Consider the following 21,107-nt stretch of genomic DNA (forward strand, 5'->3'; position numbering starts at 1 on the left):
GTAAGATCCCTGAAAGATGATCAGGTTGATAGGTTCGAGGTGGAAGCATGGTGACATGTGGAGCTGACGAATACTAATAGATCGAGGACTTAACCATATAATATGTAGCAATGTTATCTAGTTTTGAGAGAACATAAAAAACTTGTTGACTTTTAAAGTAAATAAGTTATAATAATGATTGTCTCAAAAGAATAATGTCTGGTAATGATGGCAGAGAGGTCACACCCGTTCCCATACCGAACACGGAAGTTAAGCTCTCTAGCGCCGATGGTAGTTGGGACCTTGTCCCTGTGAGAGTAGGACGTTGCCAGGCAATATTATTCCGCAGTAGCTCAGCGGTAGAGCTATCGGCTGTTAACCGATCGGTCGTAGGTTCGATTCCTACCTGCGGAGCCATTGGAGAGCTGTCCGAGTTGGCCGAAGGAGCACGATTGGAAATCGTGTATACGTCACAAGCGTATCAAGGGTTCGAATCCCTTGCTCTCCGCCATAGGATTTATAATATTTGGCCCGTTGGTCAAGTGGTTAAGACACCGCCCTTTCACGGCGGTAACACGGGTTCGAATCCCGTACGGGTCACCACTTTGGAGGATTAGCTCAGCTGGGAGAGCACCTGCCTTACAAGCAGGGGGTCGGCGGTTCGATCCCGTCATCCTCCACCATATAAATTTTATATGAATAGTATTACCGCGGGGTGGAGCAGCACGGTAGCTCGTCGGGCTCATAACCCGAAGGTCGCAGGTTCAAATCCTGTCCCCGCAACCAAATGGTCCCGTGGTGTAGTGGTTAACATGCCTGCCTGTCACGCAGGAGATCGCCGGTTCGACCCCGGTCGGGACCGCCATTTTAATAAGGCTCGGTAGCTCAGTCGGTAGAGCAGAGGACTGAAAATCCTCGTGTCGGCGGTTCGATTCCGTCCCGAGCCACCATTTATTTTAATAAAATACGCCGGCTTAGCTCAATTGGTAGAGCAACTGACTTGTAATCAGTAGGTTGGGGGTTCAAGTCCTCTAGCCGGCACCATGTAAGTTTCGGAGGGGTAGCGAAGTGGCTAAACGCGGCGGACTGTAAATCCGCTCCTTCGGGTTCGGCAGTTCGAATCTGCCCCCCTCCACCATTTACATAGGGGCATAGTTTAAAGGTAGAACTGAGGTCTCCAAAACCTCCAGTGTGGGTTCGATTCCTACTGCCCCTGCCAAAATATATTTACACAACATGGCGGTTGTGGCGAAGTGGTTAACGCACCGGATTGTGGCTCCGGCATTCGTGGGTTCGATTCCCATCAGTCGCCCCATTTTTATTTTAAAAATTACAAATAATCTAATGGATACTTACATATAATTAAGTAAGAATTCGATGGGCTATAGCCAAGCGGTAAGGCAACGGACTTTGACTCCGTCATGCGCTGGTTCGAATCCAGCTAGCCCAGCCATTTTTGCGGAAGTAGTTCAGTGGTAGAATACAACCTTGCCAAGGTTGGGGTCGCGGGTTCGAATCCCGTCTTCCGCTCCAATAAATTTTATATGGCGGCATAGCCAAGTGGTAAGGCAGAGGTCTGCAAAACCTTTATCACCGGTTCAAATCCGGTTGCCGCCTTTTCTTTTGTGCCGATGTGGCGGAATTGGCAGACGCGCACGACTCAAAATCGTGTTCCTTCGGGAGTGTCGGTTCGACCCCGACCATCGGTATCATGAACGGCGTAAAAAAGCTCTATACGATTAGTATAGAGCTTTTTTGTTTTCTTTTCATTACATGACAAAATAAGCAGAAAAAATATTGTATATACAATATTTCTTTCGAGTACTCTAGAGAGAATTTCTCCACCCCGGTGACATGAAGTTAAATCCGATACCACCAGTAGATATTAGTACATTATCAACGGTTAAGTTTGTAACCTCTAAAAACTTCTTTTCAAACCCTTCTCTGTTGTACTTATACATAGTTGAGTGGCATGCCCACATATGCGTTGAAGTACTTAACCAGTCCCCTAAATCTTTTAATTCAGGGAACGACTCAAATTGAATTGGTTCATCTAATTTCATGAATCTCACTTGATAGATAGTTGGGTTTAACTTTTCTTCTATCCCTTTAAGACTATGTGCTTTTTTCTCATTTGAATGTGTCATAATTCTCCCTCTCTCTTTTCTTCAAATTTTTCCCTATTTTTATTATACAACAATAGAAAGTAATTATGGGAATATTATGGAAATAGGTGTCAGCAATATAAAAAGACTCTAACAGAAATGTTAGAGTCTTTTTGTTAAATTATACTATGTGCTTCTAAAATTCGTAATAAACGTAGGAATTCATGTATAATATAACTTGTCGAAAGAACAAAATGATAGTGATTTATATTATGTCTGTAATATGAATCAAAAATGAACTTTTTATATTTCTTTTAAAAATGTGTTGAACACACATTATATTTCATATTAATATTTTTATGTAGATTTAAAACGGGAAAGAGAGTGGAAAGTATGGGCCGTAAATGGAACAATATTAAAGACAAAAAAGCATCAAAAGATGCAAATACAAGCCGTATATACGCGAAATTTGGGCGTGAAATTTATGTGGCAGCAAAACAAGGCGAGCCAGATCCAGAATCAAACCAAGCGCTAAGAGTTGTATTAGAGCGTGCGAAAACATACAATGTTCCAAGAACAATTATTGATCGTGCAGTTGAAAAAGCAAAAGGCGGTTCAGAAGAAAATTATGACGAGCTTCGTTATGAAGGATTCGGACCAAATGGAGCTATGGTTATTGTAGATACACTTACAAATAACGTAAACCGTACTGCAGCAGATGTACGAGCTGCATTTAGCAAAAACAGTGGTAATATGGGTGTGAACGGTTCTGTAGCTTACATGTTTGATGCGACAGCTGTTATCGGCCTTGAAGGTAAAACATCAGATGAAGTTCTTGAAATTTTAATGGAAGCAGATGTAGATGCACGTGATATTCTAGAAGAAGAAGATTCTGTTATCGTGTATGCTGAACCAGATCAATTCCATGCAGTACAATCTGCACTTAAAGGTGCTGGCGTTGAGGAGTTTACAGTTGCAGAATTAACAATGCTTGCACAAAGTGATGTAACACTTCCTGAAGATGCTCAAGCACAATTTGAGAAAATGGTTGATGCATTAGAAGATTTGGAAGATGTTCAACAAGTTTATCACAACGTAGACTTAGGAGAGTAATACGATAGATGACCCTTTTCGCTTAGCGGATAGGGTCTTTTTTTATGAAGTTAATTAAGGTGATGAAGTATTAAAGGTATTTTGTTGTAGGTAGTGAATATGATTATAGGGATATATAATATTCATTATCTCTAGGAGGCTTAATATGGAACATAAGACACCAAAGCATATAGTTGCTGTAGCAGGTTATTTAACAAATGAAAAAAATGAAGTGTTATTAACAAAAGTGCACTGGCGAGCTGATACGTGGGAGTTGCCAGGAGGACAGGTAGAAGAGGGCGAAGCGCTCGATCAAGCTGTCTGTAGGGAAATAAAAGAGGAAACAGGGTTAACGGTGAAGCCTATCGGAATTACAGGGGTTTATTATAATACCTCTATGCATATTCTAGCTGTTGTTTTTAAAGTAGCATATATAAGTGGTGAAATAAAAACTCAACCTGAAGAGATACAAGAGGCTAAATTTGTTGATTTAAATGAAGAGAACATAGATGAGTATATAACGCGTCCTCATATGAAATCCAGAACGCTTGATGCAATGAGAGCAACACATTTTATTCCGTGTGAAACGTGGGAAGTACAGCCGTATAATTTAATAGGAAGATTGTAAAGAAAAGAGTAGCCGATTTGAGATACATTCGAATCACTACTCTTTTTTGTATACTGTTTAAGAAAAAGGTCAAAATAATAATAGCACTAGTATTGATTTGTAGAACGTTTGTTCTGTATAATAAATCTATATGTTATATACATTTAGATTACTAGATAGTCAAAAGTATATATATTTGTAGATGATATAATTAAAGTGTAAAGTGAAAATATAATAGTCTTAAGGGTTTCTCTTTTATTGGTTATTCATGCTTTAACATAACCTATATTCAATATTTCAGATGAATAGTAGATAAAAAAATACTGTGATACAATACTTTTTTATCCCACTATTTGCTGGACAGTAAGCCTGATTGATGAGGGCTCATTAAAGTTCCACTTTATACCTTACAATGATGTAAGGTACGTGTAAGAGAAATCGATGGGATATTTTTTTACAACAATGTATTCTTAAAGTAAGAGTTATATGCTGTGTGGAAAAGAGGTGTTCAAGATGAAAGAACGAGTATTATCTAGGGTGAACTATCATCAAAAAGTTGCATTAAATCCAATGACTAAACTTTTTTATAAAGCCATTATATTATTATTATTGTTAAGTTGTACGTTATTATTCATTGGAAATGTAATGATTGAGAAAAGTGATATTAGTAAATTACATGTACCGGCTAAGTTAGAGGTGCCAGAATCATTAACACATGCATTTATTGCGACAGAAGATAAAAGATTTTATCATCATAACGGTTTAGATTATATAGCAATTATTAGAGCCTCAGTTGAGAATATAAAGGCTGGTGGTGTCGTGCAAGGAGGAAGCACGATTACACAACAGCTATCTAAAAATGCCTTTTTAACAAATGAACGTACATTTTCTCGTAAGTGGAAAGAGATTTTTTATACGAAAAAAATTGAACGCACATTTACGAAGGATGAAATTTTAAAATTATATGTAAGTAATATTTATTATGGAGAAGGAGCGTGGGGAATTGAAAAAGCAGCAAACCTTTACTTCGGTAAAAAGGTGAACCAATTAACGTTGGCTGAAAGTGCAATGATGGCTGCTGTAGTAAAAGCACCTGCTTATTACTCACCTGCCCAAAACTATGATAAAGCAGTAGAGAGACGAAATGTCGTTTTGAGACTAATGGAGAAAGAAGGCTATATAAGCCATGATGAGTATGTTCAAGCAGTTAGTGAGAAATTAGTAATTCGTCATGATATAAAAATAGAGCAGTCGATGTTAAATAGCGCGCGTAAAAAAGCAGTAAGTTAAGAGAAGTTCCTACAGAGGAGCTTCTTTTTTTGAATAAATTGTGACACAATATCGTCACAATTATTGTGTTTTTGTAATTTATGTGAGCGTGTTCATTGCGTGACGTATATAAGTGTTGATATTATGTGTATTGTGTACAATGCTGTATACAGAATATGAATTTAAAGAGGAATGTATATGAAATCAAATAAACTCATGGCTCTTGGTATAGTTTTTTCTATCGCAGTATTGATTGTAATTGGAACAATTGCGTATAGCATCATAAATGACAAAAAAGATAAAGGGAATGAGATGTTTGCTTATTCTACGCAACAATCTTTAGGGAAAGATGATGCTCCAGTTAAGGTAGTTGAATTTGGAGACTTTAAATGTCCTGCTTGTCGTACTTGGGATGTAACAGTATTACCTCGATTAAAAGAAGAGTATATTGATAAAGGCAAAGTGCAGTTATATTTTATTAACTTCCCATTTATCGGAAAAGACTCGGATTTAGGTGCAGCAGCTGGTGAAGCAATTTATAAACAAGATAAAGATTCATTCTGGATCTTCTATGATGAGATTTATCAAAATCAAAAGAAAGATACGGAAGAATGGATTACAGAAGATTTGCTTCTTAGCATTGTGAAAGAGAAACTTCCAAAAGTTGATGTAGAGCAATTTAAGAAAGATTTACACAGTAAAGACATTAAAGAAAAAGTACGTAAAGATTCAGATCGTGCTCAAAAATTAAAAGTTCAAGGTGCTCCTTCTGTATATGTAAACGGAAATCTTGCAAACCCTGATTTCGATAGTATGAAGAAGGCAATTGATAAAGAATTGAAAAAGTGATGAGGTCTCTCATCACTTTTTCGACTTTTTTCGATAAAATTCTTGCCTCTACTTTTTTTACATGCTATACTACTTTACATAAGTTATTCTAATATCTTATATGTAATTCATATTTGCGGGTGTAGTTTAGTGGTAAAACAAGAGCCTTCCAAGCTCTGGTCGAGAGTTCGATTCTCTTCACCCGCTCCAAATTTTATTAAATGTTTTTCTATAAATTGTGATCAACGCAGTGTTTCGTTTCCGAGATAAACGAGGCATTGCGTTTTTTAATGTTTGAAAAACCTAATTACATGCGAAAATAGAAGTAAATAATAGTATTCCAAAAGTGAATTACTAACCAATAGAGTCGTTACATAAGGGATGGATTCATCTGAGGAGGCGATTAAGAGTGGATTTTGAACAATTAAAGCAAGATGTAATTGCGTATAGTAAAACAATTGGCATAGATAAAATAGGCTTTGCGAGTGCTTCTCCTTTTGAGGAATTAAAGCAGCGCTTAATCCAGCAACAACAATTAAATTATCAATCTGGATTTGAAGAGCCTGATATAGAGAAGAGAACGAATCCGCAACTGTTATTACCGGGTGCTAAATCAATTATTGCGATTGCTTTAGCATATCCTTCAAAATTAAAAAATGCACCATTAAGTAAGCGTGGAGAACGCCGTGGGATTTTTTGTCGTGCTTCTTGGGGACAAGATTATCATCTTGTTTTACGAGATCGTTTGCAAAAATTAGAAGCATATTTAATTGAAAAACTTCCGGATATAGAAGTGAAGTCCATGGTTGATACAGGTGAATTAAGTGATCGAGCTGTATCAGAGCGTGCAGGCATTGGATGGAGCGGTAAAAACTGCTCTATTATTACACCTGAATTTGGTTCGTACGTATACTTAGGGGAAATGATTACAAATGTTCCATTCCCGCCAGATAAGCCGATAGAAGATCAATGCGGGGGCTGTACGAAATGTATCGATATTTGTCCTACCGGTGCTTTAATACAGGGGGGACAGTTAGATTCGAAGAAGTGTATTGCGTTTTTAACACAGACGAAAGGATTCCTACCTGAAGAATATCGCGATAAAATAGGAAATCGTATATATGGATGTGATACGTGTCAGACTGTTTGCCCGAAAAACAAAGGAATGGATTTTCATAATCATCCTGAGATGGAGCCGGATCCTGAGCTAGTTAAACCATTATTAACGCCACTTTTAACAATTAGTAATCGTGATTTTAAAGAGAAATATGGGATTATGTCAGGGTCATGGAGAGGGAAAAAGCCACTGCAAAGAAATGCGATTTTAGCATTAGCACATTTTAAAGAAACATCGGCAATTCCTGATTTAATTGGTGTTATGAAAGATGACCCAAGACCAGTACTACGCGGAACGGCAGCATGGGCACTTGGGAAAATTGGCGGAGATGGAGTAGGCGAAGCGATTGAGAAAGCGATGGAACGTGAGAAAGATGAAGAAGTGCTTCATGAAATGAATCGCGGGCTTGAATTGTTAGCACAGAAAAAAGAGTAGATAATATTTCCCTTTTTCATATTGTAATATGGGAGGGAGACAGAATGGTTGTAAAAACGAAGATTGAAAACCAAGTACAACAATTTTTAGCATATATAACGGAGAAAAGAACGAATGTGGATGGTATTGCTGAGGATTTACTACAAATGGCACTGAGAAAGAAACAATTGTTTCAAAGACGTAGTGCACATATAGTGAAAGCAACTGCGGATGTTTCTTTCATTAGACAATTAAATAGTAATGACCATCAAGAAATTGATTATCAAATACATTTTAAATATTTAATTAAGCATAAAGAATTATTTTATATTGAAGAGGAACAATTAAAACGAAAAGTTTGTTTAAATAATAGTCGGATTATAGGCGATTATGCTATTGAAGTGTCAGAAGAAATTAGAATGGGTGAGACATTAGAAAGGGAAATTACGAAAGAGAAGTACGGTTCTTATCAGTATAATCGTTTAGAGGCAGTGAAATATGCAGAGCGTTGGTGGGATGACCGAAATCCTATGTATCGTAATTTCCCTGATAATTGTACGAATTTCATTTCTCAATGTCTTCATACTGGAGAAGTACCTATGAGCGGATATCCTAATATTCGTAAAGGATGGTGGCAAAGGGAGAATCAGTGGAGCTGGAGCTGGGCTGTTGCACATTCTTTTTATTGGTATTTGTCAGGTGCTACAACAGGACTTCGAGCAGAGGCGGTAGAGAGGCCAGAAGAACTTATTCTTGGAGATGTCATTGCTTATGATTTCGAGGATGACGGAAGATGGAATCATACGACGATTGTAGTAGCAAAAGATGCAGATGGTATGCCGCTTGTAAATGCACATTCAGCGAATAGCCGTCGACGTTATTGGAACTATGAAGACTCTAGTAAATATACACCACAAATGAAATATAAATTCTTTCATATTATTAATGGGTAGAGATTTTTCGCTCAAGTGGTATAATACGTAGTAGACAAAAAACAGAGGTGAATATCGCGTGGGAGTACATGTTGTTTTATATCAGCCAGAAATTCCAGCAAATACAGGGAATATTGCTCGTACTTGTGCAGCAACTGGAACAGAATTACATTTGATTAGACCGCTTGGATTTTCAACGGATGATAAAATGTTAAAGCGTGCAGGATTAGATTATTGGCAGCACGTAAAAATTACGTACTATGATTCAATTGAAGAATTTTATGAAAAAAATAAAGACGGTGAATTCTTCTATTTAACAAAGTATGGCGAGAAAGCTCATACAGCGTTTGACTATAGCAAGCGCGAGAAGGATTACTATTTTGTATTTGGAAGAGAAACAAACGGCTTACCAGCTAATGTAATCGAAGAAAACTTTGATCATTGTTTACGTATTCCAATGACAGATAAAGTACGTTCATTAAATTTATCTAATACAGCAGCAATTTTAATTTATGAAGCGTTCCGTCAACAAAATTACCCTGGATTAGATTTAGAAATCGTTTATTAAAAGTCGCCATATGGCGACTTTTTTTATAAAATAAAAATAATATATAATCATACATTTAAAAGAGAGGACATAATCATATAGAATGGGATATATGATTAAAAATAGATAAGACGGGTTGAGATAAATATGAAGGAAGAATATAGTAATCAAAATACCTTTTTAAGTATGATAGATATGGATTTAATTAGACAAGGATTATTACATGCTATTCAAGATTTAGTATTCATATTGAAAGTTATTGATAATGAAACGTTTCAATATATGTATGTGAATAAAATAGGAATGGATTATGCTAGGTTAAGCGAAGAGTGCTATGGAAAAACCTTTGCAGAAGTATTACCAAAAGATATAGCGGGGATATTGCAAAGGCAATATGCAAAAGTAGTGAGAGAAGCGAAAGCACACACCTTTTGTGATGTAGTCAATTTACCAAAAGGTGAGATACACTATGAATCTTCACTTAATCCTGTCTGCGACGAAGAAGGAATATGTCAATTTGTTATTTGTATTACAAGAGATATTACAGCTCAAATTGAGGAGAAGACAGAGATAGAGGAAAAACAAATGTTATTTAAGTCGTTACTGGAATATAATAATGACTCAATTATATCTATAGATTCTATAGGGAGAGTTACATATGCAAATCCGGCAACGTATGAAATATTTGGATACCGGTATGAGGAATTAAATAATAAATTTATTTTTGAATTCATTAATAAAGAATATGAAAAAGATTTTCAAATTATATTTAAGGGATCGATGCAAGGAAAAGCAAAACAAATTGTTTCAAAGAAATATGTTCATAAAGAAGGGTACGAGCTATATATTTCTTTGAGAACTATCCCGATTATTGTGAACGGTGAAATTGTTGGGATTTATATTGTTACGAGAGATGTTACAAGGCAAGTATTAAACGAAATGCGAACAGAATATTTAGCTTACTATGACCAGTTAACGGGATTAATGAATAGAATTTCATGTACAAATAAGTTAAATACTTTTTTAAATGAGAGTGTAAATTTTGCACTTGTATTTATAGATTTAGATGAGTTTCATCGTATTAATGATACATTTGGTCATAAAGAGGGAGATAAAGTATTACAAAAAGTTACAGAATGTTTAAGCAATCTAAAAATAGAAGATATGCACTTATTTAGAGAACACGATGATCAATTTGTTATGTTGATAGAAAATATAACGAAAGAATATGTAGAGGAAATTGCAAAAAGCATACTGAAAAATATTAGTGAATATTTTGTAATCGAAGAAGAAGATGTATATTTAAGTGCGTCAATTGGAATTGTAATGGCTCCAGCAGATGGAGAAGATGAAAAAATACTATTTCAGAGAGTCGATGCTGCTTTAGAAAAAGCAAAAGAAAAAGGAAAAGGACACTATCATTTTTATTGTAGTGGATTAGACTGTGAGCGTGAACAAAGGTTTATAATAGAAAACCAGTTGCACCGTGCTATAGAAAAAAATGAATTTTTCTTATATTATCAGCCACAAATTAATATTGAAACGAAAAAAATAGCTAGTATGGAAGCTTTAATAAGGTGGGAGAATAAGGAATTAGGATTTGTTTCTCCAAACCAATTTATTCCGTTGGCAGAAAGAACAGGATTTATTATTAAGCTGGATGAATGGGTAGTAAATCAAGTGTGTCAGCAATTGCGCGAATGGTTAAATAAAGGGTATGATGTGGTCCCAATTGCAGTTAATATTTCAGCTAGACACTTTCGTTCTATTACATTAATAGAGATGATTACACGGGCTTTAAATAAGTACAATGTACCAACTCATTTATTAGCGATAGAGGTTACAGAAGGAGCTCTTATACATAAAGATATATCGAAGAGAGTGTTACTACAATTAAAAGAGAAAAATTTAAAGATTCATTTAGATGATTTTGGAACAGGCTATTCATCTTTAAGTTATTTAAAAACATATCCAATTGATACTTTAAAAATTGATCGTTCTTTTATGGAAGGTATACATATAGATGAACGTGATACGAATATTACAGCTGCAATTATTCATTTAGCTCATACTTTAGAATTAAATGTAATTGCAGAAGGAGTAGAAAAAAAGGAGCAAATACAGTTTTTGAAAGAAAAGAATGTGAAGCTTGTACAAGGCTATTATTATAGCCGACCACTATCCAAATATGATATGGAAAATATGTATTATAAATAAAAAATGATGTGCTAAAAGCACATCATTTTTTATGTGTACCTGGTTTGTCATTGTAACCGGATGTAAAAATAGCTGTAAGAAATGTGAGTGATACACCTAAAATTAATAATAATTTCATACTAATATCCTCCTTACTTTTTTCGGTTCATGAGTTTTATTTATTACCCAAAATGTATGTAAGGTTCTTAGAAGAAAAGAATTTATTTATAATGAATAGCAGTGTAAAAATGTTAATACCTATATTATACAGAATTTTCTTTGAATTTTGGAGAGAATTTTAGTGTGCTATTATATATTTCGTTTTGATTTAAAGAATGTTTAAGGACATCCTAGCATACCTTTTATAATAATCCGATTGAACAAGGAGATGGGGGAGGAGCTATAATGGATATTCTAAAAAAGATTGAACAGCATCGAGCAGCAGAAGAACGTTTACAATGGGAAGGTACGTTTGCGGAGTATTTGGAGCTTGTGAAAGAAAGACCATGGGTGGCTCAAACAGCACACTCTCGCATTTACAATATGATAAAAGATGCTGGAATTGAAGAAGTTGATGGTAGAAGAAAGTATAACTTCTTTAGTAATCAGCTCTTTGGATTAGAGGATGCTCTAGAACGTCTTGTAGAGGAATATTTTCATCCATCTGCAAAACGATTAGATGTTAGAAAAAGAATTTTATTATTAATGGGTCCTGTTAGTGGAGGGAAATCAACGTTAGTTACAATGTTGAAACGAGGATTAGAAACATATTCAAGAACAGATCGCGGAGCAATTTTTGCAATTAAAGGATGCCCAATGCACGAGGATCCACTGCATTTAATTCCACATCATTTACGAGATGATTTCTTTGATGAGTATGGGGTTAGAATTGAAGGGAATTTATCACCACTAAATGTCATGCGTTTAGAGCAAGAATACGGATCAAGAATTGAGGATGTAGTTGTAGAGCGTATTTTCTTCTCGGAAGATCGCCGTACAGGGATTGGTACATTTAGCCCGTCTGATCCAAAATCACAGGATATTGCAGATTTAACAGGTAGTCTGGACTTTTCTACGATTGCAGAATATGGTTCAGAATCAGATCCGCGTGCGTATCGATTTGATGGAGAACTAAATAAGGCAAACCGAGGAATGATGGAGTTCCAAGAGATGTTAAAATGCGATGAGAAGTTTTTATGGCACTTATTATCGCTTACGCAAGAAGGGAATTTCAAAGCGGGAAGATTTGCGCTTATTTCAGCAGATGAATTAATTGTAGCGCATACGAATGAAACAGAGTATCGCTCATTTATAGCAAATAAGAAAAATGAAGCATTGCACTCAAGAATTATTGTAATGCCAGTTCCTTATAATTTACGAGTAAGTGAAGAAGAACATATTTATGAAAAAATGATTCGTGAAAGTGATGTATCGAATGTTCACATTGCACCACACACACTTCGCGTTGCAGCAATGTTCACTATTTTAACTCGTTTAAAAGATCCGAAGCGTCCGGATATTGATTTAATTAAAAAGATGCGTTTGTATGATGGAGAAACGGTAGAAGGTTATAATGCGATTGATGTAGAAGAATTACAACGCGAATATCAAGATGAAGGTATGAAGGGTATTGATCCTCGTTATGTCATTAACCGAATTTCGTCTACAATCATTCGAAAAGAGGTACCATCTATTAACGCGTTAGATGTACTTAGATCTTTAAAAGATGGGCTAGATCAGCATCCATCCATTAGTAATGAAGACCGTGAACGTTACATGAATTTCATCTCATTAGCGAGAAAAGAATACGATGAAATCGCGAAGAAAGAAGTACAAAAAGCGTTTGTTTATTCATATGAAGAATCAGCTAAGACGCTTATGGATAATTACTTAGATAACGTCGAGGCGTACTGCAATAAATCGAAATTACGTGATCCGTTAACAGGAGAAGAAATGAGTCCAGATGAAAAATTAATGCGCTCAATTGAAGAGCAAATCGGAATTTCAGAAAATGCTAAGAAAGCGTTCCGTGAAGAGATTTTAATTCGCATTTCTGCTTATGCCCGTAAAGGAAAACGCTTTGATTATAATTCACATGAACGTCTTCGTGAAGCGATTCAGAAAAAACTATTTGCTGATTTAAAAGATATAGTGAAAATTACAACATCAACGAAAACGCCGGACGAAAATCAGCTTAAGAAAATCAATGATGTTGTTGCGCGTTTAATTGATGAGCATGGCTATAATTCTTCTTCAGCAAATGAATTACTACGCTATGTAGGTAGCTTGTTAAACAGATAGTTTGATAACAAAACGCTGTCTCTTGTATTTTGCGGGACAGCGTTTTATTATCCGTTCATATGTGTATAAAGTGTCATACCTTGTCCAAATGTAATAAATTAAGATGCAATTTTATGAATTTATTGTCAATTATTTTTACAATATGCATATGATAGAGTAACCAACCATTCATACGAAAAAAGCCAACACAATACAATATGTTGCAAAGTAAAAATGTGTGCAACAATGCATTGTGTTTCTTTCTTATCAGTGGCTGAATATTTCTTTCTATTATGTGAGTGGCAAAATTTTGTTTAGGATGCTCGGGGTATTGTATGAAAAACGTTATAAATGTTTATGGGATGATTTTCTATGGGCAGTTACCTTTCAAACATTCTAGCTTGCACATTACAGAACAAAATTTATAGATTGCTGTTCATACAGGAAGACAATTACAGTAAGGAGGGAAAGGAATGGGCGAAGAAAATCAACCAAATTATACGATTTCACAGGAAAACTGGTCCCTCCATCGCAAAGGATATGACGACCAACAGCGCCATCAAGAAAAAGTACAAGAGGCAATTAAGAATAATTTACCCGATCTTGTAACAGAAGAAAGTATAGTTATGTCTAATGGCAAGGATGTTGTAAAAATACCAATTCGTTCTCTAGATGAATATAAGATTAGATACAATTATGATAAAAATAAACATGTTGGGCAAGGAAACGGTGACAGCAAAGTTGGTGATGTCGTTGCGAGAGATGGATCAGGTGGTCAAAAACAAAAAGGGCCAGGAAAAGGGCAAGGAGCAGGAGATGCAGCTGGGGAAGATTACTATGAAGCTGAAGTCTCTATTTTAGAATTAGAGCAAGCGTTTTTCAGAGAGTTAGAACTGCCTAATTTAAAGAGAAAAGAAATGGATGAAAACCGGATTGAACATGTTGAATTTAATGACATTAGAAAAACAGGATTATGGGGAAATATCGATAAGAAACGAACAATGATATCCGCATATAAACGAAATGCAATGAGTGGTAAAGCATCTTTTCATCCGATTCACCAAGAAGACTTAAAGTTCCGCACTTGGAATGAAGTATTAAAGCCAGATTCAAAAGCTGTTGTATTAGCGATGATGGATACGAGTGGATCGATGGGAATATGGGAGAAATATATGGCACGTAGCTTCTTTTTCTGGATGACAAGATTTTTACGCACAAAGTATGAAACAGTAGATATTGAATTTATTGCCCATCATACGGAGGCAAAAGTAGTTCCAGAGGAAGAGTTTTTCTCAAAAGGAGAAAGTGGCGGAACGATTTGTTCTTCTGTATACAAAAAAGCACTCGAACTTATCGATAATAAATATTCACCAGACCGCTATAATATTTATCCATTCCATTTTTCAGATGGTGATAATTTAACATCAGATAATGCTAGATGTGTAAAACTTGTTGAAGAGCTAATGAAGAAGTGTAATATGTTTGGGTATGGGGAAGTGAACCAGTACAACCGCCATAGTACACTCATGTCAGCCTATAAAAATATTAAAGATGAAAACTTTAGATACTATATTTTAAAGCAAAAAGCAGACGTGTTTCATGCGATGAAAAGCTTTTTTAGAGAAGAATCAGGTGAGAAAATGGCATAACCTCTTTTAAAGAGGTTCTTTTTTTGTAAACTTTTTATTTTCCTAGTTGACAATGATAATGAAAATCATTATCATTCATTCGAGAAATGATTACATTTCGAATTATATATTTCGGAGGAGATGTAAAGTTGAAACAAAATAAAAGAAAACGTATAAATGCAATGATTATAGCGGCAGCGTTATCACTTCCGTTTGCTGTTTATTCAACACCTGCTTTAGCGGCAGTAGCAATTGAGGCGAATAAAACTGGACAAGGTTTAGAAGATGGTACATATGACGCTGTTATTAAAGCGTATAAAGATAAAACGAATGAAGAGTCTATGGCAGCTGTTTATATAAAGGATCCGAAATTAACAATTGAGAATGGAAAGAAAATTGTAACAGCAACATTAAGTGATAGTGATTTCTTTCAATACTTGAAAACAGAGGATATTCATACTCCAGGTGTGTTTCATGATGTGAAAGTAATATCAGAAGATAAAAAGAAAAATGGAACGAAAGTGATTCAGTTTGAAGTAGGGGAATTAGGAAAAAGATACAATATGAAAATGCATATTTATATTCCAACGATGGCCTATGACAATAAGTATCAAGTACAGTTTGAAGTAAATACATTGAATTTAGAGAAAAATGTTCCAGAAAAACAAAAGGAAAATAAAGAGGATAAAGTGGATCAACAAGATGGAATTGGAAATGTAATAGTAGATAAGCAACTACAAAGGCATATTAATAAATATAATTTGAATAGAGAAAATCTAGATACTCCAATAACTAAGGAAGATTTATTAAAAGTTAAATCTTTAATAGTCGTTGAAGCTAAAAATAAAGGAATACAAGACGTAAGCGGTCTAGAATATATGACGAACTTAGAAAACTTAAAGTTGGAAGAAGTTAAGTTAAAAAATATAAAATTTATCTCGGGATTGAGGCAATTAAAATCATTAAGTATAACCTATGGTGAACTTGAAGATATTGGACCTTTGGCTGAGTTAGAGCATATTGAGTTTTTAACTTTGAGAAACAATAAAATCTCAGATTTAAGCCCATTAAGCCAAATGAAGAAGATTAAAATGCTAGATTTAAATAGTAATTATATAAAAGATATTAAACCATTATTTACAGTGAAATCTTTAAAGACTTTGACTGTGGCAAATAATCAAATTAGTAATGATAACCTTGCTGGAATTGAGCAATTGAAAAATGTAAAAAACTTATCTTTAAGTAACAATGGACTTACAAATATTGAACATATTACATCAATGAAAAAATTAGTAGAGTTAGATCTTGCTAAAAATGAATTAGAAAACATCGAACCTTTATCAAGATTATCTACTGTACAATCACTTAATTTAGAAGAAAACTATATTTCAGATATAACGCCACTTAGTCACTTAACAGACTTATATGATTTAAAGCTAGGTTCAAATGAAATTCGTGATGTTAGACCTGTTCAAGAGCTAGGAAAAAGAATATATATCGATATTCAAAGACAAAAAATCTTTTTAGATAATGTAGAAAAAGATAAGGAAGTTAAAATACCTATCTATAATTTACAAGGAGAGCCACTTGATACTATTCAATTGAAGAGTGAAGATGGGATAGTTAATAATGGTTCTGTTAAATGGGGGACTACTGGTGAAAAAACATATGAATTTATGTTGGATATAAAGCCAGAAGAGAATCGTATTAAGTTTAATGGAACAGTAATTCAAAATGTTGTTGAAAGTTTAGACGAAATCAAGGAAACAATAAAAGAGGATAATGAACAAAAGGAAAATGTAATTCTCGATAAAACTTTACAACAACATATTAATAAAGAGAATTTAGGTAGAGAGAATTTAAACGCTCCTATTACAAAAGAAGATTTATTACAGATTAAAAAATTAGAGATACTTAAAGAAAATGGAAATGAGATAAAAAATATAACAGGTTTAGAGTACATGACGAACTTAGAAAAACTCACTTTAGAAGGAGTAGGCCTGAAAAATATTGAGTTCATCTCAAACTTGAAACAATTGAATAATGTGAATGTATCTCATAATCAAATTGAAGATATAACACCACTATCTTCATTGGAAAATTTACAGTGGTTAAATCTTACAGATAATCGTATTAAAGATGTAACGGTTCTTGGATCAATGCTAGACTTACTTAGTTTAAAATTAGCTGAAAATGAGATTCGTGATGTAAGGCCATTAATACAATTAGGTCAGTGGATAACAATTGATGTTAGAAGGCAAAAGGTCATTTTGGATGATGCAGAAATAAATAAAGAAGTGAAAATTTCTGTATATGATTTAGAGGGAGAGCCAATTGAAAAAATTACACTAAAGAGTGAAGGTGGAACGCTTACTGATGAGGGAATCATTTGGCGTACTTTAGGAGAAAAAATATATGAATTTGATTTAGATGCAGATCATTATGAGACTGGCATATTATATAGTGGCATTGTAATGCAGAATATAGTAGAAAAATTAATACCAAAAGAAGAAGTGAAAGAACCGGTAAAAGAAGTTGAAGAAACAAAAGAAGAAGTGAAAGAACCAGTAAAAGAAGTTGAAGAATCGAAAGAAGAAGAAAAAGAGCCGGTAAAAGAAGTTGAAGAAACAAAAGAAGAAGTGAAAGAGCCGGTAAAAGAAGTTGAAGAAACAAAAGAAGAAGTGAAAGAGCCGGTAAAAGAAGTTGAAGGAACAAAAGAAGAAGTGAAAGAGCCGGTAAAAGAAGTTGAAGGAACAAAAGAAGAAGTGAAAGAGCCGGTAAAAGAAGTTGAAGGAACAAAAGAAGAAGTGAAAGAACCGGTAAAAGAAGTTGAAGGAACAAAAGAAGAAGTGAAAGAGCCGGTAAAAGAAGTTGAAGGTACAAAAGAAGAAGAAAAAGAGCCGGTAAAAGAAGTTGAAGAAACAAAAGAAGAAGTGAAAGAACCAGTAAAAGAAGTTGAAGAATCGAAAGAAGAAGAAAAAGAGCCGGTAAAAGAAGTTGAAGAAACAAAAGAAGAAGTGAAAGAACCAGTAAAAGAAGTTGAAGAAACAAAAGAAGAAGTGAAAGAGCCGGTAAAAGAAGTTGAAGGTACAAAAGAAGAAGAAAAAGAGCCAACAAAAGAAGTTGAAGAAGCGAAAGAACCAAAGAAAGAAGTAAAAGAATCAGCAACAGGATTGGATCAAGAGCCAAAAGGGAATAATCAAGTTGTTGAAAACGAGGGAAGAAAAGCAGACACTTTAAATAAACAACATACTAATAAGCCAGAGGAAGGCAAGAAATTTTTACCATCAACAGGCGGTGAAGCTAGCACTTCGACTTTACTTTCTGGCATAACACTTGTTCTTTCCGCACTAAGTATGTTCGTATTTAGAAAGAGATTATTTAAGAAATAAATAACGCTTAATCTTATTATTATATATAATTAATTTTTGCTTTTTTGAGAAGACATTATCATGGCGGTTTTATTAGAAACATGCATATGATGATGTCTTTTTTTACTAGAGAAGGATATTACTAGTGATTGTCTAAGTGTATTAGAAAAGGAGGGGAAGTTATGCATATTAATTCTATTTCAAAGATCGAAGAAGCTGCAGAATTTATTTCGATGATGAATAAAGATATTACGCAGCATGTTGGTTATTGCGGGGAAAATCATGAAGAAATATTGGACGCTATTCTTCATGGTTTTTCTGATATAGGGTGGGAGAAGTCTTTTGTCGTTTCTTATAATGATAATAATGAAATTGTAGGTGTATTAGGATTTGATATAGATGAGATAAGCGAAAGTGCGGAGATTTGGGGGCCTTTTATTATAGCTTCGAATTGGGGAGAGATTGCTTTAAGTATGTGGAAGAAACTTATCGAGAAAATTCCACTTCATATTCAAAAGTTTCATGGATTTTATCACGTGAAAAATAGTAATGGTATCGACTTTATGAAATATTTACAAGCTAAAAAACAAGAGAAACATAGCGTTTTAATTTTAAAGAAAACTAATGTGGAGCAATGTACAATAAATCAAGTAGAGGAAGCATCTCAACAAGTATTTGAGCAGTTTATTGTTTTACATAATAATATTTTTCCTAATACATATTATGAAGGAAATGAAATCATTGAACGTTTAAGTGATACGAATAAATTATTTGTAAGTATAAAGAATGGTAAGTTAGAAGGTTATGTATATGTTGAAGTAAATCCGGAGTTTCATGAAGCGAATATTGAATTTATTGCAACCGCTGAAAATAGTAGAAGAAAAGGTGTCGGAGAGCAGTTATTACAAGTTGCAATTCAGTATATTTTCTCTTTCCAAGGGATGAGAGAGATAGTACTATGTTTGAATACGAATAATGATCGTGCGATGAAATTGTACAAGAAAGTAGGTTTTGAGGAAAAAGCATGTTTACAACACTATATAATAGAGTGAAAAACCCATTCATATGAATGGGTTTTATTACGGATTTAGAAGTGATTTGAGGCGCCAATCGTTACATAACCTTTTTTATTTTTTTCGGCACTTCTTTCGTTTGCAAATTAACATCTTCTTTTCGTAGCTCTTTAAAGAGTGAAGTAACCATAAGAACGACTACAATAGAAAATGGTAGCGCAGCAATTATAGCTGCGATTTGTAGTGCATTTAATCCTCCAGCTTGTAATAAAATAGCGGCAATTATCGCGATTGTTAATCCCCATATAAGTTTTAAACTATTTTTCGGTGATAAACTTCCGTTACTCGTTTGCATGGAAACAACAAATGTTGCTGAATCGGCAGAAGTAACGAAAAATGTGGCTACTAAAATTAACCCGATAATCGTTAAAAATGTAGAGAATGGTAGATGTGAAATAACAGCAAATAATCCAATCTCTGTACCATTTTTTGCAATTTCATCAGCTATTCCAAGCGATTGGAACATTTCCATATGGATTGCGGTACCACCAAATACTGCAAACCAAAATGTACAGATAAGAGTCGGGACTAATACAACTCCAAAAATAAATTCTTTTATTGTGCGCCCTTTAGAAATACGAGCGATGAATGTACCGACGAATGGAGACCAAGAAATCCACCATCCCCAATAGAAAATAGTCCAGTTTTCAATCCAAGAAGAAGATTTTTCATTAAATGCTCCTAAATTTAATCCCATACTAGGCAAAGCTCCAATATAAGAACCGAGTGTAGATGTGAAATATTTCATAATAAATACGGTTGGCCCTAAAAATAAAAAGGAGACGAGTAAAATACCTGCAAGAGAGAAATTTAAGTTACTCAAATATTTAATCCCACGATCTAAGCCAGTTTGTGCACTCGTTAAATATAAAACGGCGAAGATGGCGATAAGTACGAGCTGTGTAAGTAAAGTGTTATGAATAGAAGGGAATAAATAGCTTAATCCTCCAGCAATTTGTTGAGCACCAATCCCAACAGATGGTACAATGCCAAATACTGTGGCTAAAACAGCTAAAATATCGACTGTTTTTCCGATACGAGAATTTTTCGATCGATTAAATAATGGAGTAACTGTAGCCCCGATAGTGCTACCTTTTTGTTTGCGGAATGTGAAATATGCAATTGTTAAAGCGACCATTGCGTATAGTGACCATGGAAAGAGACCCCAGTGGAAAAATGAATATTGCATAGCGAGTTTGGCACTTTCCTCTGTCCCCGCTTTTCCTGTTAATGGATCTGTAAAATGTGAAATCGGTTCAGCGATTCCATAAAAGAGGAGTCCAATCCCCATTCCTGCTCCAAACAACATGGATAGCCAAGATGGATAATTATATTTTGGCTTTTCTCCATCTTTACCAAGACGAATAGAACCGTACTTAGAAAATGCTAAATAAGCAGCCAAAATAATCATTGTAGTCATAAGTAGAGAGTAAAACCACCCAAATTTATTGAGGATAAATGAGTTTAAAGAAGATGTAACACTTTGTAAATCGTAGCCTTGTATCCAACTTGCTGGGGTAATTCCCCATATAATGAATAATGTTGTTAGCAAGAAGGAGATATAAAATACACTGTTTTCTTTTTTTATCATAGAATCCCACCCTTATTTAATAAAGTTAACAATTATAATAATCATAACAATTAAGTTTTTAATTGTCAAAAAATTCCC

14 protein-coding genes, 16 tRNA genes and 2 rRNA genes are annotated in these 21,107 nt (G+C 34.6%); 30 read left to right on the forward strand and 2 right to left on the reverse strand.

The window, feature by feature from the left end:
* From AU379_RS26005 to AU379_RS26085, 17 genes are all read left to right on the forward strand, one after another.
* Window positions 1–97 (forward strand): 23S ribosomal RNA (locus AU379_RS26005); the annotation flags it as partial.
* Window positions 98–197: 100 nt separating this feature from the next.
* Window positions 198–313: ribosomal RNA gene (gene rrf, locus AU379_RS26010) — 5S ribosomal RNA — on the forward strand.
* A gap of 8 nt (window positions 314–321) precedes the next feature.
* Window positions 322–396 (forward strand) — tRNA-Asn (locus AU379_RS26015).
* A gap of 2 nt (window positions 397–398) precedes the next feature.
* Window positions 399–490, forward strand: a tRNA-Ser gene (locus AU379_RS26020).
* A gap of 17 nt (window positions 491–507) precedes the next feature.
* Window positions 508–582: transfer RNA gene (locus AU379_RS26025), tRNA-Glu, on the forward strand.
* A gap of 4 nt (window positions 583–586) precedes the next feature.
* Window positions 587–662: transfer RNA gene (locus tag AU379_RS26030), tRNA-Val, on the forward strand.
* A gap of 26 nt (window positions 663–688) precedes the next feature.
* Window positions 689–765: transfer RNA gene (locus AU379_RS26035), tRNA-Met, on the forward strand.
* Between the two features lie 3 nt (window positions 766–768).
* Window positions 769–844: transfer RNA gene (locus AU379_RS26040), tRNA-Asp, on the forward strand.
* 9 nt (window positions 845–853) lie between these two features.
* Window positions 854–929 (forward strand) — tRNA-Phe (locus tag AU379_RS26045).
* 18 nt (window positions 930–947) lie between these two features.
* Window positions 948–1,023, forward strand: a tRNA-Thr gene (locus tag AU379_RS26050).
* Between the two features lie 10 nt (window positions 1,024–1,033).
* Window positions 1,034–1,117: transfer RNA gene (locus tag AU379_RS26055), tRNA-Tyr, on the forward strand.
* A gap of 7 nt (window positions 1,118–1,124) precedes the next feature.
* A tRNA-Trp gene (locus AU379_RS26060) sits at window positions 1,125–1,198 on the forward strand.
* Window positions 1,199–1,218: 20 nt separating this feature from the next.
* A tRNA-His gene (locus AU379_RS26065) sits at window positions 1,219–1,294 on the forward strand.
* Window positions 1,295–1,357: 63 nt separating this feature from the next.
* Window positions 1,358–1,432: transfer RNA gene (locus AU379_RS26070), tRNA-Gln, on the forward strand.
* Window positions 1,433–1,437: 5 nt separating this feature from the next.
* Window positions 1,438–1,512 (forward strand) — tRNA-Gly (locus AU379_RS26075).
* A 13-nt stretch (window positions 1,513–1,525) separates the two neighbouring features.
* Window positions 1,526–1,596, forward strand: a tRNA-Cys gene (locus AU379_RS26080).
* A 10-nt stretch (window positions 1,597–1,606) separates the two neighbouring features.
* Window positions 1,607–1,688: transfer RNA gene (locus AU379_RS26085), tRNA-Leu, on the forward strand.
* A gap of 117 nt (window positions 1,689–1,805) precedes the next feature.
* On the opposite strand, the gene AU379_RS26090 is transcribed toward AU379_RS26085, so the two are convergent.
* Window positions 1,806–2,126, reverse strand: a complete 321-nt coding sequence (locus AU379_RS26090; RefSeq protein ID WP_000149816.1) for a DUF3884 family protein — start codon at window positions 2,124–2,126, stop codon at window positions 1,806–1,808.
* A gap of 351 nt (window positions 2,127–2,477) precedes the next feature.
* On the opposite strand from AU379_RS26090, the gene AU379_RS26095 reads away from it, so the two are divergent.
* From AU379_RS26095 to AU379_RS26155, 13 genes are all read left to right on the forward strand, one after another.
* Complete coding sequence (locus tag AU379_RS26095) at window positions 2,478–3,197, forward strand: YebC/PmpR family DNA-binding transcriptional regulator (RefSeq protein WP_000532952.1); 720 nt, start codon at window positions 2,478–2,480, stop codon at window positions 3,195–3,197.
* A gap of 145 nt (window positions 3,198–3,342) precedes the next feature.
* Entirely contained in the window at window positions 3,343–3,804 is a 462-nt protein-coding gene (locus tag AU379_RS26100) for an NUDIX hydrolase (protein WP_050964460.1), read from the forward strand.
* A gap of 492 nt (window positions 3,805–4,296) precedes the next feature.
* On the forward strand, window positions 4,297–5,073 hold the full coding sequence (locus AU379_RS26105; protein WP_000664715.1) for a transglycosylase domain-containing protein: 777 nt from the start codon (window positions 4,297–4,299) through the stop codon (window positions 5,071–5,073).
* Between the two features lie 177 nt (window positions 5,074–5,250).
* Window positions 5,251–5,901: a thioredoxin domain-containing protein gene (locus AU379_RS26110; RefSeq protein ID WP_000841306.1), complete on the forward strand. Its 651-nt coding sequence runs from the start codon at window positions 5,251–5,253 to the stop codon at window positions 5,899–5,901.
* A gap of 115 nt (window positions 5,902–6,016) precedes the next feature.
* A tRNA-Gly gene (locus AU379_RS26115) sits at window positions 6,017–6,090 on the forward strand.
* Between the two features lie 199 nt (window positions 6,091–6,289).
* Window positions 6,290–7,432: a tRNA epoxyqueuosine(34) reductase QueG gene (gene queG, locus AU379_RS26120; protein WP_000345216.1), complete on the forward strand. Its 1,143-nt coding sequence runs from the start codon at window positions 6,290–6,292 to the stop codon at window positions 7,430–7,432.
* Window positions 7,433–7,476: 44 nt separating this feature from the next.
* On the forward strand, window positions 7,477–8,364 hold the full coding sequence (locus AU379_RS26125; protein WP_061140038.1) for an amidase domain-containing protein: 888 nt from the start codon (window positions 7,477–7,479) through the stop codon (window positions 8,362–8,364).
* Between the two features lie 58 nt (window positions 8,365–8,422).
* Window positions 8,423–8,911, forward strand: a complete 489-nt coding sequence (trmL, locus tag AU379_RS26130) for a tRNA (uridine(34)/cytosine(34)/5-carboxymethylaminomethyluridine(34)-2'-O)-methyltransferase TrmL (protein ID WP_000538147.1) — start codon at window positions 8,423–8,425, stop codon at window positions 8,909–8,911.
* Between the two features lie 126 nt (window positions 8,912–9,037).
* Complete coding sequence (locus AU379_RS26135; protein WP_000657167.1) at window positions 9,038–11,107, forward strand: EAL domain-containing protein; 2,070 nt, start codon at window positions 9,038–9,040, stop codon at window positions 11,105–11,107.
* A 384-nt stretch (window positions 11,108–11,491) separates the two neighbouring features.
* Entirely contained in the window at window positions 11,492–13,387 is a 1,896-nt protein-coding gene (locus AU379_RS26140) for a PrkA family serine protein kinase (protein ID WP_000353273.1), read from the forward strand.
* 452 nt (window positions 13,388–13,839) lie between these two features.
* Window positions 13,840–15,015: a sporulation protein YhbH gene (gene yhbH, locus AU379_RS26145; RefSeq protein ID WP_000503518.1), complete on the forward strand. Its 1,176-nt coding sequence runs from the start codon at window positions 13,840–13,842 to the stop codon at window positions 15,013–15,015.
* Between the two features lie 128 nt (window positions 15,016–15,143).
* A complete protein-coding gene (locus tag AU379_RS26150; RefSeq protein WP_061140039.1) occupies window positions 15,144–18,386 on the forward strand; it encodes an NEAT domain-containing protein in 3,243 nt (1,080 codons plus the stop codon).
* Between the two features lie 161 nt (window positions 18,387–18,547).
* Window positions 18,548–19,417, forward strand: a complete 870-nt coding sequence (locus AU379_RS26155) for a GNAT family N-acetyltransferase (protein ID WP_000547920.1) — start codon at window positions 18,548–18,550, stop codon at window positions 19,415–19,417.
* A 61-nt stretch (window positions 19,418–19,478) separates the two neighbouring features.
* Here the strand turns inward: AU379_RS26155 and opuD are convergent, their stop codons facing one another.
* On the reverse strand, window positions 19,479–21,029 hold the full coding sequence (gene opuD / locus AU379_RS26160) for a glycine betaine transporter OpuD (protein WP_000591575.1): 1,551 nt from the start codon (window positions 21,027–21,029) through the stop codon (window positions 19,479–19,481).
* Window positions 21,030–21,107 lie beyond the last annotated feature (78 nt).

Origin of the sequence: Bacillus sp. JH7 (assembly GCF_001563515.1) — a bacterium.
Classification (GTDB): Bacteria; Bacillota; Bacilli; order Bacillales; family Bacillaceae_G; genus Bacillus_A; species Bacillus_A cereus.